Origin of the sequence: Pseudovibrio sp. W74, assembly GCF_001623085.1 — a bacterium.
In the GTDB taxonomy this organism is placed as follows: Bacteria; Pseudomonadota; Alphaproteobacteria; order Rhizobiales; family Stappiaceae; genus Pseudovibrio.
Map to the genome: position 1 here is coordinate 60,649 of NZ_LMCJ01000004.1, position 15,968 is coordinate 76,616.

At 53.9% G+C, this 15,968-nt stretch carries 13 protein-coding genes; all 13 read right to left on the reverse strand.

Annotated features, from left to right (window positions below; all coding sequences use genetic code 11):
* Positions 1 to 190 precede the first annotated feature (190 nt).
* The 13 genes from PsW74_RS03475 to PsW74_RS03535 all read right to left on the reverse strand — a co-directional run bounded on the left by PsW74_RS03475 (position 191) and on the right by PsW74_RS03535 (position 15,968).
* Positions 191 to 1,798 carry a GMC family oxidoreductase N-terminal domain-containing protein gene (locus tag PsW74_RS03475; protein WP_063286319.1) on the reverse strand — a complete coding sequence of 536 codons (1,608 nt, stop codon included), beginning with the start codon at positions 1,796 to 1,798 and terminating at the stop codon, positions 191 to 193.
* Positions 1,798 to 3,306: an FGGY-family carbohydrate kinase gene (locus tag PsW74_RS03480; protein WP_082830465.1), complete on the reverse strand. Its 1,509-nt coding sequence runs from the start codon at positions 3,304 to 3,306 to the stop codon at positions 1,798 to 1,800. Before PsW74_RS03480 ends, PsW74_RS03475 begins: the two co-directional genes overlap by 1 nt.
* Positions 3,307 to 3,325: 19 nt before the next feature.
* Positions 3,326 to 4,180, reverse strand: coding sequence for an aldolase (locus PsW74_RS03485; protein ID WP_153041641.1), 855 nt, complete (start codon positions 4,178 to 4,180; stop codon positions 3,326 to 3,328).
* Entirely contained in the window at positions 4,170 to 5,936 is a 1,767-nt protein-coding gene (locus PsW74_RS03490) for a glycerol-3-phosphate dehydrogenase/oxidase (RefSeq protein ID WP_063286318.1), read from the reverse strand. The genes PsW74_RS03485 and PsW74_RS03490 overlap by 11 nt, the downstream gene beginning before the upstream one ends.
* 96 nt (positions 5,937 to 6,032) lie before the next feature.
* Positions 6,033 to 7,046, reverse strand: a complete 1,014-nt coding sequence (locus tag PsW74_RS03495) for an aldo/keto reductase (protein WP_063286317.1) — start codon at positions 7,044 to 7,046, stop codon at positions 6,033 to 6,035.
* Positions 7,043 to 8,023 carry a sugar-binding transcriptional regulator gene (locus PsW74_RS03500; protein ID WP_063286316.1) on the reverse strand — a complete coding sequence of 327 codons (981 nt, stop codon included), beginning with the start codon at positions 8,021 to 8,023 and terminating at the stop codon, positions 7,043 to 7,045. The genes PsW74_RS03495 and PsW74_RS03500 overlap by 4 nt, the downstream gene beginning before the upstream one ends.
* 7 nt (positions 8,024 to 8,030) lie before the next feature.
* Complete coding sequence (locus PsW74_RS03505) at positions 8,031 to 8,954, reverse strand: ABC transporter permease (protein WP_208987823.1); 924 nt, start codon at positions 8,952 to 8,954, stop codon at positions 8,031 to 8,033.
* Between the two features lie 111 nt (positions 8,955 to 9,065).
* Positions 9,066 to 10,586 (reverse strand): sugar ABC transporter ATP-binding protein, encoded by a 1,521-nt coding sequence (locus PsW74_RS03510; RefSeq protein ID WP_063286314.1) that lies wholly within the window; start codon positions 10,584 to 10,586, stop codon positions 9,066 to 9,068.
* Positions 10,587 to 10,674: 88 nt separating this feature from the next.
* Positions 10,675 to 11,697 carry a substrate-binding domain-containing protein gene (locus PsW74_RS03515; protein WP_063286313.1) on the reverse strand — a complete coding sequence of 341 codons (1,023 nt, stop codon included), beginning with the start codon at positions 11,695 to 11,697 and terminating at the stop codon, positions 10,675 to 10,677.
* A gap of 456 nt (positions 11,698 to 12,153) precedes the next feature.
* The gene (locus tag PsW74_RS03520; protein ID WP_208987814.1) at positions 12,154 to 13,023 is read right to left on the reverse strand and encodes an N-formylglutamate amidohydrolase; all 870 of its coding nucleotides are present in this window, start codon (positions 13,021 to 13,023) and stop codon (positions 12,154 to 12,156) included.
* Positions 13,024 to 13,052: 29 nt separating this feature from the next.
* A complete protein-coding gene (locus tag PsW74_RS03525) occupies positions 13,053 to 14,057 on the reverse strand; it encodes an ABC transporter ATP-binding protein (RefSeq protein ID WP_063286312.1) in 1,005 nt (334 codons plus the stop codon).
* Entirely contained in the window at positions 14,054 to 15,040 is a 987-nt protein-coding gene (locus PsW74_RS03530) for an ABC transporter ATP-binding protein (protein ID WP_063286311.1), read from the reverse strand. The genes PsW74_RS03525 and PsW74_RS03530 overlap by 4 nt, the downstream gene beginning before the upstream one ends.
* Positions 15,041 to 15,047: 7 nt before the next feature.
* A complete protein-coding gene (locus PsW74_RS03535) occupies positions 15,048 to 15,968 on the reverse strand; it encodes an ABC transporter permease (RefSeq protein ID WP_063286310.1) in 921 nt (306 codons plus the stop codon).

The window sequence follows — 15,968 nt, forward strand, 5'->3', positions numbered from 1 at the left end:
CTGAACTCTATGTCAAAACCATCTCTGGTAAACCGGCCCAAGTTTGTTGTATGCGGATGTATACCAAACAACACATACTTGCAAGATTATTCCGACGAATATGAGACATCCACACTACGATAGCTCAGATTGAACATCGCTAGATCACAAGGTCAATAATGAAGATTTCGACACGAGATGCTTCAGACCTCTAACTCCCCACAATCATATCTGCTGCTTTTTCTGCGATCATCGCCACTGGGGCGTGGGTGTTGCCGGAGGTTAGGGTTGGCATTATGGAAGCATCTGCAATGCGGAGACCTTGGAGGCCGTGGACTTTGAGGTCTGATCCTACCACCGCATCCTCGTCTGAGCCCATTTTGGCAGTGCCGACGGGGTGGAATATTGTGGTGCCGACGTCGCCTGCTGCTTCGATCAGTTCTTCATCACTTTCATAGGCTAGGCCGGGTTTGATTTCAGTGGCTTTGTAGTGCTGCATGGTGTTGGTGGCCATGAGTTTTCTGGCATGGCGGATGGAATCAATAGCAACTTGCTTGTCTTCCTGTGCGCTCAGGTAGTTGGGTGCGATGAGCGGGGCGTCGCGGTAGTTTGTTGAACAGATTGAGACTGTTCCGCGACTTTCAGGGCGCAGGTTGCAGACTGAGACGGTTATGGCCGGGAATGGGTGTAGAGGGTCACCGAACTTTTCCAAGCTGAGCGGTTGGACGTGGTACTCGATATTCGGGGTCTCGTAGCGCTCTGAGGATTTGGTGAAGATGCCGAGTTGGCTTGGAGCCATAGCCATTGGGCCAGAACGTTTGAAGGCGTATTCGGCTGCGATTTTGGCTTTGCCCCAGAACGTGCGTTGCATCTCGTTGAGGGTTTTGGCGCCTTCTATTTTGAATATGGTGCGCAGTTGCAGGTGGTCTTGCAGGTTTGCGCCAACACCTTGCAGCTCGTGTAGCACCTCGATACCGTTAGACTTGAGAAGGCCAGCCGGGCCGAGACCTGAGAGCTGGAGCAGTTGCGGGGAGCAGATAGCACCTGCGGAGAGGATAACCTCTTTGCCTGCCTGCACTGTCATGGTCTGGCCTTTGACAGTCAGGTTCAAACCGGTAACGCGTGTTCCCTCAAGCAACAGTTTTTCAGCCTGCGCATGGGTGACGATGGTCAGGTTGCTGCGTTTTTTGACTGGACTGAGGAAAGCGCGAGCGGCACTCCAGCGGAGGCCTCCTTTTTGGTTCACTTCGAAGTAAGATGTACCTTCGTTTTTTCCGTCGTTGAGATCATCCGCGGCGGGAATACCCAGCTCTGCAGCTGCATCTTGAACCGCATTGAGGATGTCCCAACTCAAGCGCTGTTTTTCAACACGCAGTTCTCCGCCTTGTTGGTGTAGGGCATTGTTACGGAAGGCGTGGTCCTCAGATTTCTTGAAGTAAGGCAGCACATCATCCCAACTCCAACCTGCATTACCGAGTTGTGCCCAATGATCATAGTCCGCCGACTGGCCGCGCATGTAAATCATGCCGTTGATGGAAGAACAGCCGCCAAGAACTTTACCGCGCGGGTAGGCAAGAGATCTGCCGTTAAGGCCCTTTTCTGCTACTGTGCTGAAGCACCAGTCCGTTCTTGGATTGCCAATGCAATAGAGGTAGCCAACCGGAATATGGATCCAGTGATAGAGGTCTGAGCCTCCAGCTTCCAACAACAGCACCTTGTTGGCGGGGTTTGCACTAAGGCGGTTGGCCAGCACGCAGCCAGCCGAGCCAGCACCGACAATGATGTAATCGTAGGTTCCAAGAGACGGACGGGTGGACATCAAACCAGCTCCTCTTCTTCCAAAGGCAGGCTAAAGCGCTGGCTTAATTTGCAGAACTTGGCGTAGCGACGGTCCATCAGTTCTCGGAATTCCTTGCGTGGTGTGTAGTGGCGGGTTTGGCGGGTCATTGCCTCAACACCGGCTTCAAACTCATAGAACACCCCTGCTCCCACGCCAGCTGCGATGGCAGCGCCCAGCGCTCCGGTTTCCTGACAATCCGAGATCGACAGCGGAATATTGAGCGTATCAGCGAATATCTGCGGCCAGATCTGGCTTCTTGAGCCGCCACCAGAAAGAACTGCGGTTTCAAAGCTTGCTCCGGCGGTTTTGAGCTGCTCGATATGGCGGCGATGTTCAAAGGCGACACCTTCATAGAGCACGTAGAGCATATCTGCATGGGTGTGCCAACCTGCGATGCCGATGAAACTGGCGCGGGCTCTTGGTTCTGGCCCTGAGCCATAAAGGAACGGCAGGACGAAAGGCAGGTCATCAGAGGGCGTGACGCTTCGGACCATCTCGTTGCACAACGCAAAGGCTTCTGCGCCTTCCAGAGCGGGGTTTACGTGTTCAATGAACTCGCGGACATACCATTCCAGATTTGCCGCTGAGGTGGCGCTGGCTTCGATCTCCATGACTTTGCTTGGTCCAAAGCTGGAGGCCATGAAGACACGCGGGTCGTGCAACGGCTTTTCGGTGATGATCTGGTTGATGCTCCAGGTGCCTGCCACGATAGAGGCCTCACCCTGCTTGACCACGCCGGAGCCTAATGCACTGGCGATGACGTCGAACAGGCCAGCAACAACAGAGGTGCCTTCTGCAAGGCCGGTTGCTTTGGCGGCGTTTGCCGAGACTTTGCCTACGCATTCTTCCGGTGCCAGCAGTTCCGGCAAGTGCTCCATGGCATCTGAGAGGCCGTAGAGGCTCATGAGCTCGGCATCATACGCATTGGTTTGCATGTTGAGCAGCCCGCAGCCGCTCATGTCGGAGATATCGCTGACACGTTTACCAGTGAGCTGGTGAACGATGAAATCTTTGCAAAGGAACACCGTGCCGATTTGGGTATAAGTTTCAGGGGCATGATCCTTTAGCCAACGCAGCAGGGTTGGGGTTTGCGAGACCCACGGCTTTTGCAGGCAGATATCGTAGAGGCGATCCTCCTTGCCTTCTGCTGCGTAGCGCTCCACCGTTTCAATTGCTCTGGTGTCCAGAGACTGGACGGCCAGCAAAGGCTGCTCTTGCTTATCCAACAGGTATAGGCCGTTGCCGTGACCTGCACAGCCGATGCCGATGATCTCGTCTGCCGAGATACCGGCATCAGCAATGATTTTTGAAATAACAGAGGCAGCGTTGGACCAGAGCTCTTCCAGATCTCGAAGAACATGACCGGACGCTGGGCTAGAGGATACGCCGTCCCGCCCGGCCATAGATACAATCCTGCCCGTTAAATCAAACAGGACTGCCTTAATAACCGTATTACCGGCATCAAGTCCGAGTAGATAAGAGCCCATGGTTTCCCCCAATTCCCAATTATGCAGCTTCGAAGGCTGACTGATAGATCGCCCAGGCTTCTGCTGCATCGACATCCTGATGGATCATCGCCATGAGAGCCTGAACCACGCCGCGCGGATTGTCATGCTGATAAATATTACGACCGTACACCATGCCGTACGCCCCTTGACGCATCAAACGGGACGACTTTTCAAAGACCTTCAGCAGGTCTTCTTTGCCACCGCCACGCACCAAAACAGGGCAGCGGGCAGCTTCAACCACTCGGTGAAAGTCGTCCGGGTCATCAGTTGGGTCGGCCTTGACAATATCCGCACCCATTTCCCGGGCCAGACGGACCAGCGTGACGATCTTGTCGGCGTTGCCATCGACCAAGTAACCGCCGCGCTCACTATTTGACTGCATAACGAGCGGCTCAATCATCAGCGGCATACCGTATTTTTCGCAGGCATTGGTGAGGCGGGAGATGTTTTCAACGCATTGCTTGAACAGCTCCGGCTCATCGGGCAGCATGAACAGGTTCACGACCACACAGGCAGCATCCATGCGCAGGGCTGTGAGGATTGGCTTTTCCTCATTTTGCATCAGCGCCCACATATGGCGATGGCGTTCTGCGTTGTAAGGGTTGCCCATATCGACGCGCATTACTAATGCTGGCTTGTTCTTACCGTCGATTGACTGCAACAGATCGGACTGGCCGTAGTTCATCTGGATGGCGTCCGGGCCAGCATCCACCAGCGCTTTTACAACACGCCCCATGTCTTCCAGACCGTCCATGAAGGTTGGTTCATTGCAGACACCATGATCAATGGCGACGTCCAGACATTTGCCACCGGAAAACAGGCGGTTCATTCGCACTTTTTTGCTAAGATACATGGGAGGTCTCCATTTCAATATGATCTTCAATGAGTTGCTTCATGCCGTGATAGGCACTGAGGTAATTTCGGGTTTCAGTGGTGTGGTCTTGCCGCAGGCTTTCATCCCACCCGCGCAGCCGGGCGAAGATACGGGAGATATCTTCCAGCGTGTTTGTCGTGAGCGTGCCTGATATAGCGAGAGTGGTTCGGCGCAGGACAAGATCGAGTATGTTGCAGGTGTGCTCGACCTCGACGAGATGCGCGATCTCGGCGTGTGTGTAGCTCTCGGCGTCTGCCAGAGGCTCGTCCTGCAGATTGGAGCAGGCAAATGCGATTTCTCGTGCCTTGGTGCCGTAGCGCTCCAGCAATGTCCTCATACGCTGCTCTGATGTGCCGGTCTCCGTCATGGCGCTTTGAAGCCAGCGTTTCTCTTGAGATTCAGATTGCGGATAGGCCGTTCCGCCTCCAATTGGTGTCACCAGTGTGGAGTGCGTTCGCTTCATGCCCAAATCAGTCAGAACTGCATCCGCAACTTGCTCTCCAAAAGCGCGAAAGGTGGTCCACTTGCCGCCGACCATGCAACGCACAGGGGCTGAACCGCCTGCCAGCGGGCCGAGATCAACGCAGGAATGGTCTCGCGATATCTGGCCGTTGATTACGGAGTTGCTGTGAGGTAGCGGGCGAACTCCGGCGAAGGTAAAGCGAACCTGATTGGGCAAAATCTTGATACTTGGGAAGATACCTTCCAAAGATTTGAGGATGTAATCCTGCTCTTCTTGAGTGCAAATCATGCCGCTTGGGTTTTCGACACGGATATCTGTCGACCCGACGAGGACCAGACCTTGATAGTTAAAGAGAATGCAGACGCGGCCTTCTTCATTTTCGAAGTAAACCATGTGATCGCCAATCGCTTCGCATAGCTCCTCATTGTCGATCATCAAGTGCGAGCCTTTGGTGCCGCCAATCAAGCGCTTTTTCGCAGAGGTTGCGGCGTAGGTCAGAGCGTCATTTGTGAAATCGATCCAGGCACCTGTGGCATTGATGATCGTCTTGGGCTCTATAGTGATTTGCTCGCCGCTCAGCTCATCGTTGAGGAGGATCTCGCCATCGCCCTTGCCTGTGGCCCGGATGTAGTTGAGCGCAAGTGAGGCAGGATTTTCAGCGAGGGTTTGCTCAATGATTTCAAACCCAAGTCGCTCTGGCTGGGTGACGGATGCATCGTAGTAGGTCGCGCTGCAGAGAGTTTGTGGGCGGTATTGTGGGAACTTGTGTTTGGTTGCCTTTTTGCCAAAGAACTGGTGGCTTGGCATGACTTTGTTCCTGCGGGTGAAAAGGTCGTAGAACGTCAGGCCTGCCTTGATCATTAAAGCGCCTCGACGAGGCTGGGATTGGCTCAAGCGGAAGAAGCGCAGGGTACTGCCGATGATGCCGTCGAAGTAGCTGGAGATCGGAATCGATGTTGGCAAGGGCTTTACATAGTGAGGTGCATTGGCGAGCAAAGCATTTCGCTCCATGAGGGATTCCTGCACCAAACGGAATTCACCATTTTCCAAGTACCGCAAACCACCATGAACCATGCGAGACAAGGCGGCGCTGGCACCGCTGCAATAATCTGCAGCATCCACGAGGATGACGTTTGCACCTGCCAGCCCGAGCTCACGAAACACACTGATGCCATTGATGCCTGCACCGATCACAAGCACATCTGGCGTGGTGTTTTGTTTTAAACGCTCCCAGATTTGTTCCCGTTCCATATGCCGCGAATTGTGGGCCATAGCCAAAGCACTCCCGTTGCCGGACCATCTCATCGATGGCCCAGCCTGACCTCATTGCCCCGAGGTCGCTGTTATTCCTTGAAAACCGGTCGGGTTTTAATTGTCATCAAACCCGGTGAGGTGGCGGTCAATTGCCCGAGAAATCATGGCAACCTCATCATCCGCCAGCTGTAATGTGCCCGCATGGGCGTTTTCGGTTGCCTGTTTCACGTTTCGCGCTCCGCAAAGGGCGTAGGTAATGCCTGGTTGCGTCAGCGTCCATGCAATCACAGTCTGCGCGATTGAGATGTCGTGGGCTTTTGCGACCGGCTCGATATCCTTAGTGAAGTTTTGAATTTTGAGGCGGTTGTTGACACTGAAACGTGGATTTTTGAGGCGCTGGTCATCCCCTTCAAACACGCGATCCGGGCCGATTTTGCCAGAGAGCAGACCCAGTGCAAGCGAGGAATAGCTGAGCGTTGCCACATCATGTTGTTTGCAGAGCGGGAGCAGTGTTTTCTCAATGCCCCTGTCAAGCATGGAGTAGCATTCCTGAATGGCATCCAACTGCCCAGCGGCAACGTATCCCTGCAAATCCTCAGGAGAGGCGTTAGAGATGCCAATTGCGCGGATCTTGCCTTGTTGTTTCAACGTGAGCAAGGCATCCATTGTTTCTGCTATTGGCGTTGTGCTGTCCTGCCAGTGGGTGATGAACAGGTCAATGTAGTCTGTCTGCAAACGGCGCAGGCTTTGCTCTGCCTCATAGATAATGGAGTCTTTGCCCAGATAGCGATAAACGGGCTTGCCTTCTTCCTCAAAAAAAAGAGTACCTTTGTCCGTGCGCCAGACGAGCCCACATTTGGTTGCCAACACCACTTCATCGCGGCGGCCTTTGATGGCCTCACCAACAAGCTCCTCAGAGCGGCCCAGACCGTAAGCAGGGGCGGTATCTATCAAGCTAACGCCTGCATCCAGCGAAGCACGGACTGCGTCGATGGAGGCTTTGTCATCACCGCCACCCCACATCCACCCCCCCATGGCCCATGTACCGAGGCCAATGACGGAGGCATCAATACCGGACTTGCCCATTGGACGCAGTTCCATTTTGCTCTGTGTTGTTAAAGTGGTCATTTGTCGGCCTCGTTCATTGTCTGCAAAACTGTGCGACAGGTGTTTTCGTCTGTCACCAGAGCGTTGATGTAATCACCTTTCAGGATTGTGCGGATCGGCAGGACTTTTTGCTTTCCTGCTGCGACTCCGATGGTGAAAGGTATGTTTCTGAGTTCGTCCAATGTCAGACTTACGAGCTGATTGTTCAGCGCATATCCGCAGGCCTGTCCGTGTTTCTCAATCAAGTGAGCCAGCAGCTCTCCCGTGGCGCCGCTTTGCAAAATAGCTTTGCGATCTGCCTTATTGGTCGGGTGCAGGCTGTAGTAGCTGGAGTCTTTGGTCAGAATTGAGCCAATACCAACAACTGCAATGGTTGCTCTACGCGCCATTTCCAGAACGAACTCGTTTTGACGCATTTCCTTAAGCATATCGCGCTGTTCCGTGCTCTCCGCGAAGATTGGCGCGTGGAGCTGGTAGCTGCGTCCGCCCAGCGATTCTGCCATTTGAGCGGTGACGTGGTTCACATCAATGAAGTGATTGCCCTGCAAGCAGCCGGTGGCTGGAACGACGACTACGTTGTAAGCCTTCTCCGGTTTCAACGCGGCCACGAAGGCGGACATGCTTTTGCCGCCGGAGACGGTGACGATATCACCATCCTTGAGCTTAGCGAGGAACAGCTTGGCTGCCGCTTCTGCAACCGAGGCCAAATTCACGTCGTCTTGCTCGGAGATGGTTGCTGCGACGACAGCGCTGTCTAACCCTCCAAGGCCTGCTATTTCGTGCTCCAGATCGAACAGGGAACGGAAGGGAGACTGGATTTGGATATCCACCATGCCCATTGTGCGGCCCTGTTTGATCATACGGTTGACCTTAGGGTGCGAGACGCCAATGAGCTTGGCAATGTCTGCCTGGCTCTTGCCCTCGATGAAGTGCATGACGAGAACTTTGTAGATTTGCCGCGTGGCATCTAATTCGCTCTGATCTATCTTTGTCAGCATAGCTACCTCACGCGCGCTTCTTATGAAGGATATGATCGAGCGCGACTGCCACCAGCAGAATGCAACCACGGATCAAGTCCTGCCAATAGACAGATACGTCCAGCAGGATGAGAGAGCTTGAGACTACGGAGAGCAGAACCACGCCAAGGATTGCGCCGAGGATCGTGCCAGAACCTCCGTTGAGGCTGGCACCACCGATAACGGCTGCAGCGATGATGTTGAGCTCCATACCTACGCCGAAGTTGGGTGTCGCGGCTCCGAAACGGGCCATGTAGATGACACCGGCGACACCGGCCAATGTTGAGCAAAGAACCGTCACCCAGAATTTGACCTTGTCGGTACGAATACCAGAGTAGGCGGCGGCTTTCTCATTAGAGCCGGTGTAGAATACCTTGCGGAACAGGGTTGCCTTGCGGAGCAGGATGTCGAAAGCCAGTACGATGGCAAAGAAGATGAGGATCACCACAGGCATGCCCGAAATTGTACCCTGCCCGAGGAACTTGAACTCGGCTGGCAACGTGTAGAGTGACAGTGGAGTGCCTTGGGTGATGACAAGGCAAATGCCGCGTACGATCACCATGAAGGCCAGTGATGCTATGAAGTGGTGGAGGCCTATCTTGGTCACACACAAGCCCATAAGCATGCCTATGCCTGCACAGAGGACAACAGCAATACCGCTTGCCAGCCAGGGGTCCATGCCCATGAGGAACAGCTTGCCTCCGACGACCATTGCGAAACAGACGACCGAGCCTACGGAGAGATCAATACCGCCAACAATGAGCAGGATGGTCATGCCGACCACGACAATTCCTTCTACAGAAAAGGACAGCAGCATGGCTTTGACGTTGGCCCAGGTGAGGAAGTAGGGCGAGGCGAAGCTCATCACGATGCAAAGGGTGATGATAATGGCGAGAAGACCTGCTTCGCGCATATTCTTGAAATGGCCGAGCCGGAGCGCTGGGCTTTTCAATACCTGCTGCTCACCTGCTGTTGTTGTTGTCTCTGTCATACTCAAATCTTTCAATTAACTGGCAAATGGGGATCAGGCGGCTGTCTTGCTGGCATTCAGGCCAGAGGCCAGCTCCATGATGCGCTCTTCAGTCATCTCATCTGGCCCAACCTCACCGCTGAGTTCACCCTCGCAGATGACAAGGATGCGATCGCACAGCCCGATCAGCTCAGGAAGTTCAGAGGAGACGACCACAAGACCGATACCTTCCTCGGCCAGTCTGCGGAGCAGGGCGTGAATTTCCACCTTCGCGCCCACATCAATCCCGCGGGTTGGTTCGTCCATGAGGATGATCTTCGGGTTCACCGAGAGCATTTTAGCGATGGCGACCTTCTGCTGGTTCCCACCACTGAGAGAAGAAACTGGCAGGTCCAATCCACCATGTTTGAGATTGAGGCGCTCACCCAGTGTTTTTGCTTGTTCCAGTTCCGCTTTGCGATCCAAAACGCCTGTTGCTGTGGAGACTTGATCCACATCTAGCGCTGACACGTTCTGAGCGATGGAGAGATCCAAAAAGATACCTTCTCCTTTACGGTCTTCTGAAAGATAAACGATACCCTTCCTGATGCTCTCCTGATAGGAGTTGATGCAGAAGGTCTCGCCGCCCAGTTCCACCACGCCAGAGTCATGATGATATAGACCGCATATGCCTTGCAGAATTTCGCTTCTGCCGGAGCCGATCAGGCCGCCTACACCAAGAATTTCGCCGGGGCGAAGATCAAAGCTAATATTGCGAAAGCGTTCCGGATCGGTCAGGTCTTTCACCCGCAACAAAGGCGTTGCAGATGCATCGATATTCTCTGCTTTGGGTGGGTAGAGGTCTCCAAGATCACGTCCAACGAGCTTGCCAATCAGATCATCGGGTGTGATGTCCGCAACATTGTCCGTGCAGATGAACTTGCCGTCGCGCAACACAGTGACACGATCACATTGCTCAAAGATTTCGGCCATGCGGTGGCTGATATAGATGATGCTGATGCCTTCTTCTTTCAGCTTCTGCATGATTTTGAAGAGCGCAACGGATTCTGTTTCTGTGAGCGCGGCTGTTGGCTCATCAAGAATGAGGATTTCGCAGTCCAACGTCAGCGCCTTGGCGATCTCAACAATCTGCTGATTGGAGATAGAGATCTTCTCCACGTTTACATTGGGATCAACGGGCGAAAGGCGGGCAAGGATTTCTGCTGCTTTTTTCTTAAGCTCTGCGTAGTCCATGAACAAAGAGCGGCGCGCATTTGTTGCGGCCATAAAGATATTTTCAGCAACCGAGACATCCGGACACAGCGCAATTTCCTGATGGACCAGCCCAATGCCTCGCTTTTGCGCATCTGCAGGGCCATCGACGCTGACAGCTTCACCCCGCAGGATGATCTCACCTTCGCTGGGTTGCAGGATCCCATCAATGATGTTCATCATAGTGGACTTGCCTGCCCCGTTTTCTCCTGCCAGCGCGTGGATTTCACCAGTTCGCAGTTCAAACGAAACGCCTTGCAGCGCTTTGACTGCTCCAAATGACTTGCTGATGTTGCGCAGTTCCAGAATTGGCTGCTCGCTCATATTCCCCTCCCCGATCCAGTCCGTTGTTGAACTGGTGTGAAGCCTCACACTCCGGTATCACTAAGAGCGTGAGGCTCCATGTTCAGGCTTACTCGTTGATGCCTTTGGTGCCGCGACGCTTCAGGTATTTGTCCCAGTAGAAGTCATCGGCATTTGCGGCTGTCACGATGGAGAAGCCATTGTCGAGGTACGGCACACCCATTGGGTTGAAGTCAGATTTTTTGTAATCGTTCATCGGATCAATGAGATCGCTATGGTTCGCCAACCACAGCATCATGAAGCCCATGTAGCCCTGAACGCCCTGATTTGGGTTCACTGCACCAAACACTTCACCAGCCTTGATCAGGTCCAGCATCTTTGCATTCACATCCGCATGCATGATCTTGATCTTGCCGCCGAGTTCTTTTGCTGCCTGAGCTGCCCCCAGAGCCGAGTTTGCTTCTGGCATGAAGATCGCGCCGAGATCAGGATGCGCCTGCGCCATAGCTTGCACTGCGTTGTAGGCCTTCGTCGGGTCCTGATTGGAGGCTGCGCGGGTTGCGAGCTTCATATCTGGCCATTTTGCTTCCATGCGGGCGATAAAGCTTTTCACACGCACATCATGGTTGTCCTGACCTGGGTTTTCCAAAACAGCGTATTTGCCTTTACCATCCATCGCTTCAGCGACAGCATCAGCTGCATATTTACCTTCACTCTCATTGTTTGAGGTGATGTAAGAAACACGCTTGGAGTTTGGAGAGTCCGCAGCAAACGTCACAACCGGAATTCCCATTTCCGTTGCGCGATTGATTGGTTCAATGAACGGGTCTGAGTTCATCGGATGAAGCAGAACACCTGCAGGCTGTTTAGCCAATGCCTGTTCAAAGCTGGCGAGCTGCTTGTTGACGTCGTATTCCGGCGTGCCGGTGTAGACGGTCTTACAGCCCATTTGCTGTGCAGCTTGCTTGAACATTTCATAGACCGGGAACCAGTACTCAACTCCGGAAACCATCACGTTCATGACGTAGGTTTCACCTTCTTCACACTGGAATGGATTGTCTTGTCCTGCGGTCACTGGTGCTGCAGCGCCAAGAACAGCTGCAAGGCTTATTCCGGCAATAAACTTTTTCATATTCCCCTCCCAAAAGGCCGGCGACAAATTTATGAGCCGCCGAAATGATTAGTATTCCGCACCAGACCGAAAATATTCAGCACTAGCTCCTCCAGCGGAACGCGAACAATAGTCAGTTCGTGAAGAAAAAATGACGAAGACAATCAAGAGGGTCAACATATTTCCGATGCTGAAATATATTTCTTTTCAACTCATCGATAGTTCAGCAGAGGAATATCTCTCATCTATTATTGAATTTTACAGCTCTTAACTGCTGTTTTAATGGAGAAGAACTGTTCTGGTTACTTATTGAAATGAATAAGAGAATTTATATGTGTAATTACGCAGAGCGTAATATTCTGAACGCGTCTCAGTTGCACAATCTTGAGGTGATGTATGCGTCTCTGCACCTTTTTGCAAAGAGGCACAGAGGCGCGGTTTTGGCATTCAGGGCGATGTTGAAGTGTGGTCCCGTGCCTAAACGGGCTGCTGGATTTTTTGTTTTGTGAACTCGGAGAGGCGATTCAGGAAGGTTCCCAGGTCTTGTTGGAGAGTGGTGAAATTTGGGTATTTTTCGAGTGTTACTTCGCTCATGTAGAGGCCGCGGCTGACTTCGATCTGGATTGAGTGCCAGTTCTGGGCGGGGCGGCCTGTGTGGATGACCAATTCTGCGCCTTTGTAGGGATCATTGATCTTCACCTCATAGCCAAGGCTCGTGAGGATCTCCCAAGCGGTGTAGATGTATTCGCGGTCGCAGGTGGTACCATCCCGATCACTGAGGGTGATGTCTGGCCGCTTCTCGCCTGCTCCAGTTTCGTGCATGACGGTGGAGACCGCCTGCATGCTGTGGCAGTCCAGGTGATAGGCCACACCGAAACGCGCATGGGCTTGTTCCATCAGCCGCGTGAGTGCGTCGTAGTAGGGCGTGTAATAGGCGTCTATGCGGTTTTCGATCTCCGCAGCGCTCAACTCACGATCATATAGCGGGCCGCTGGTAGGCGGGGCTTCCGTCCAGATGAGGCCTTTGCCGAGGTCGCTGCGGAAATCGGGCTTTGCAGCTCGTGTCCAGCCTTTGATGGTGGTCGAGTCAATGTTGTCAGCACGACGGTTTGGGTCGATGTAGATGCGGGGAAAGAGTGCCTCGAGGTAGACACCGCCAGTTTCAGCTGCCTTTTCAAAGAGTTCGTGGACGTATCTGTCCTCTGCACATTTGTAGCGGCTGGCGGGCACACAGGGGCGGAAGTCCGCCGGGTAGATCTCTCCTGAATGAGGAGAGTCCACCACCAGCGGGTTGGTCAGCTCTGCGGGTCGATGGATGTTCAGCACGTTTTCGATGGATTGGGGCAATGTGTTTCTCTCAAATATTTTTGATTTAACTAGGCATCATTGAGGTGACAGGCAGAGACATGACCGGGAGCAATTTCCCTCAAGGTTGGTTGCTGCTTTGCGCACCGTTTGGTGGCAAATGGACAGCGCGGATGGAAATGACATCCGCCTGGTGGTGCAAGAGGTGACGGGATTTCGCCTTTGATCGGCTCATACACCTGCTTGCGGGCATCAATACGCGGGACTTCGCGCAGTAAGGCCTGTGTGTAGGGGTGGTTGGGCTTGGAGAAGAGTTCATCCGTTTTTGCGATCTCAACTACGCGGCCCAGATACATGATCACCACACGGTCGGAGAGGTGTTCCACCACGCCGAGATCATGACTGATGAACAGATAGGTGAGGCCGAGCTGCGCCCGCAAGTCCATGAAAAGGTTGATGACCTGCGCCTGAATGGACACATCCAGCGCTGCAATGGACTCATCACAGACAAGGAATTCCGGGTTTACGGCCAAGGCGCGGGCGATGCCGATGCGTTGACGCTGTCCGCCGGAGAACTGATGCGGGTAGCGGGTTTTGAAATCTGGATCTAAGCCGACGCGGAGAAGCATCTGGTCCACATAGTCGGAGAGCTCTGCTTTTGAGACCAAGCCATGGACACGCGGGGCTTCCCCGATGATCTCAGTCACCCGTTTGCGCGGATTGAGGGAGGACATGGGGTCCTGAAAGATCATCTGCACCTTCAGTTGGGCATTTTTGGCATCCGCACCGGAGAGCTGTTTGACGTTGTCTCCATGGAACTGAACGGTGCCGTTGCTGGCCTCATGGATGCCTGCCACGACGCGGCCCAGCGTAGATTTTCCGCAGCCGCTTTCGCCAACAAGACCAACCACTTCGCCCGGTGCAATGCTGAGCGAGACATCATCAACGGCGTGGACCACCTGCTCCTTAAGGCTGGAACCGAAGAAACGAAGTGTTTTTTCAGCAAGGTCCAGTTTTTTGGTGAAGCGCTTGGAAACGCCTTGCAGTTCAATGACCGGAGTTTCCAGAAGTGTCATGCCATCTCCTCCTGCTTTACAGGATGGAAGCAACGGACTTGCCTTTCCTCTCCTAACCGCGTGATTTCTGGTGTAGCGACCAGACAGTCACTCTGCTTTGCCGAGCAACGACTGGAAAAAGCGCAGCCAGCGGGAAGGTTGAGCAAAGATGGTGTCATACCGGGGATCTGGTAGAGCTTGGCGCCGCGTTTGTTGCGGCTTGGGACAGATTCAATGAGGCCCTTGGTGTAGGGGTGCAGTGGTGCGTCCAGCACTTCATCAATGCTGCCCTGCTCTACAATGCGCCCAGCGTACATAACGGCGATCCTGTCTGCCAAACCGCTGATGACAGCCAGATCATGCGTGATCCAGATGAGGGACATGCCGGTCTCTGAGCACAGCTTGCGGACCTCATAGAGGATTTGCGCCTGAATGGTAACGTCCAACGCTGTTGTTGGTTCATCCGCAATGATCAGATCCGGCTCGTGCAGCAATGCGATGGCTATGGCAACGCGTTGGCGCATGCCGCCTGAGAACTGGTGCGGGTAGGACGCGAGGCGCTCATCCGGAGAAGCGATGCCGACACGAACCAGTGCCTCTCGGCAACGCTGTCGTGCGGCTTGTTTTGAGATGTCCTCGTGGGCCTGAATGGCCTCAATCATCTGCGTATCGATGCGCAGAACAGGGTTGAGGGTCATCATGGGGTCCTGAAAGATCATGGCGATCTTCTTGCCTCTTAGCTCACGCCACTGCTTTTCGTTTTTTCTAGCCAGATCATCCCCATTGAGGAGGATTGAGCCGCCGACCACCCTGCCCGGCTCATCTACCAGACCGATGAGCGAGAAACCCGTGACGGTTTTGCCGGAGCCGCTTTCACCAACGAGGCCCAGGATTTCACCGGATTTGACGGAGAAGCTGACATCATCAACGGCTTTAACCACACCTGCCTTGGTGAAGAAGTGGGTTTTGAGGTTTTTGACTGTAAGTGTGTTTGGCGTGTTCATATTGTCCTCACTTCCTCAGGCGCGGGTTGAGGACATCACGCAACTGATCACCGACCAGATTGATTGAAACCACAGTGATGAGCAGGGCTATGCCGGGGAAGATTGAGATCCAGTATTTGCCACTGATCACATACTCAAAGCCATTCGCGATGAGCAGGCCGAGGGATGGTTCTGTCTGAGGCAGACCAACGCCGAGGAACGACAGAGTTGCTTCCAGCGCAATGGCGTGGGCGGTCTGAACCGTTCCTACCACGATGAGTGGCGGCAGGCAGTTTGGCATGATGTGCAGGAAGAGCACGCGGGCATGACTGAGGCCAAGGCACGTGACAGCTTCCACGTACTCTTTGCCACGCTCAACAAGGGCTGTTCCCCTCACCGTTCGGGCGTAATAGGCCCATTGCGCGACAACGAGGGCGAGGATGATTTTGTCGACGCCTTTGCCCATCAGTGCCAGCAACATCAAAGCAACCAGAGAGGCTGGGAAGGAGAGCTGCAGGTCCACAATGCGCATGACGAAGGTTTCTGTGCGACCTCCAACATAAGCTGCGATTAGGCCGACGGACATGCCGATGATGAGAGCGATGACACCGCTGGTGACACCAACAGAGAGTGAGATGCGCAGGCCGTAGAGGATTGCGGAGAACAGATCGCGCCCTGCCCCATCTGTGCCAAGCCAGAAGGTGTATCCGTCAAAGCTTTGCTCTCCCGGCTCCATGCGGGCATCCAGCACGCTGACTTGCGCCAGGTCGTAAGGGTTTTGCGGGGTGATCCATGGGGCGAACAGTGCCGCCATGATGATTGTGAACAGCAGGAGCGCAGCGGCGACAGCGACTTTGCTCTCAACAAACTCTGAGAGGAAGCGGCTCATGGGGGTATCGCCAGAGAAGAGCTGCTTTCGCGGTGGTTTGAGGCTTGTTTCTATGGTCAT

Bases quoted from the DNA above. Each gene is read 5' to 3' on its own strand.
- PsW74_RS03475 (WP_063286319.1), bottom strand. From the start codon at position 1,798: ATGTCCACCCGTCCGTCTCTTGGAACCTACGATTACATCATTGTCGGT.
- PsW74_RS03480 (WP_082830465.1), bottom strand. From the start codon at position 3,306: ATGGGCTCTTATCTACTCGGACTTGATGCCGGTAATACGGTTATTAAG.
- PsW74_RS03485 (WP_153041641.1), bottom strand. From the start codon at position 4,180: ATGTATCTTAGCAAAAAAGTGCGAATGAACCGCCTGTTTTCCGGTGGC.
- PsW74_RS03490 (WP_063286318.1), bottom strand. From the start codon at position 5,936: ATGGCCCACAATTCGCGGCATATGGAACGGGAACAAATCTGGGAGCGT.
- PsW74_RS03495 (WP_063286317.1), bottom strand. From the start codon at position 7,046: ATGACCACTTTAACAACACAGAGCAAAATGGAACTGCGTCCAATGGGC.
- PsW74_RS03500 (WP_063286316.1), bottom strand. From the start codon at position 8,023: ATGCTGACAAAGATAGATCAGAGCGAATTAGATGCCACGCGGCAAATC.
- PsW74_RS03505 (WP_208987823.1), bottom strand. From the start codon at position 8,954: ATGCGCGAAGCAGGTCTTCTCGCCATTATCATCACCCTTTGCATCGTG.
- PsW74_RS03510 (WP_063286314.1), bottom strand. From the start codon at position 10,586: ATGAGCGAGCAGCCAATTCTGGAACTGCGCAACATCAGCAAGTCATTT.
- PsW74_RS03515 (WP_063286313.1), bottom strand. From the start codon at position 11,697: ATGAAAAAGTTTATTGCCGGAATAAGCCTTGCAGCTGTTCTTGGCGCT.
- PsW74_RS03525 (WP_063286312.1), bottom strand. From the start codon at position 14,057: ATGACACTTCTGGAAACTCCGGTCATTGAACTGCAAGGCGTTTCCAAG.
- PsW74_RS03530 (WP_063286311.1), bottom strand. From the start codon at position 15,040: ATGAACACGCCAAACACACTTACAGTCAAAAACCTCAAAACCCACTTC.
- PsW74_RS03535 (WP_063286310.1), bottom strand. From the start codon at position 15,968: ATGACCATAGAAACAAGCCTCAAACCACCGCGAAAGCAGCTCTTCTCT.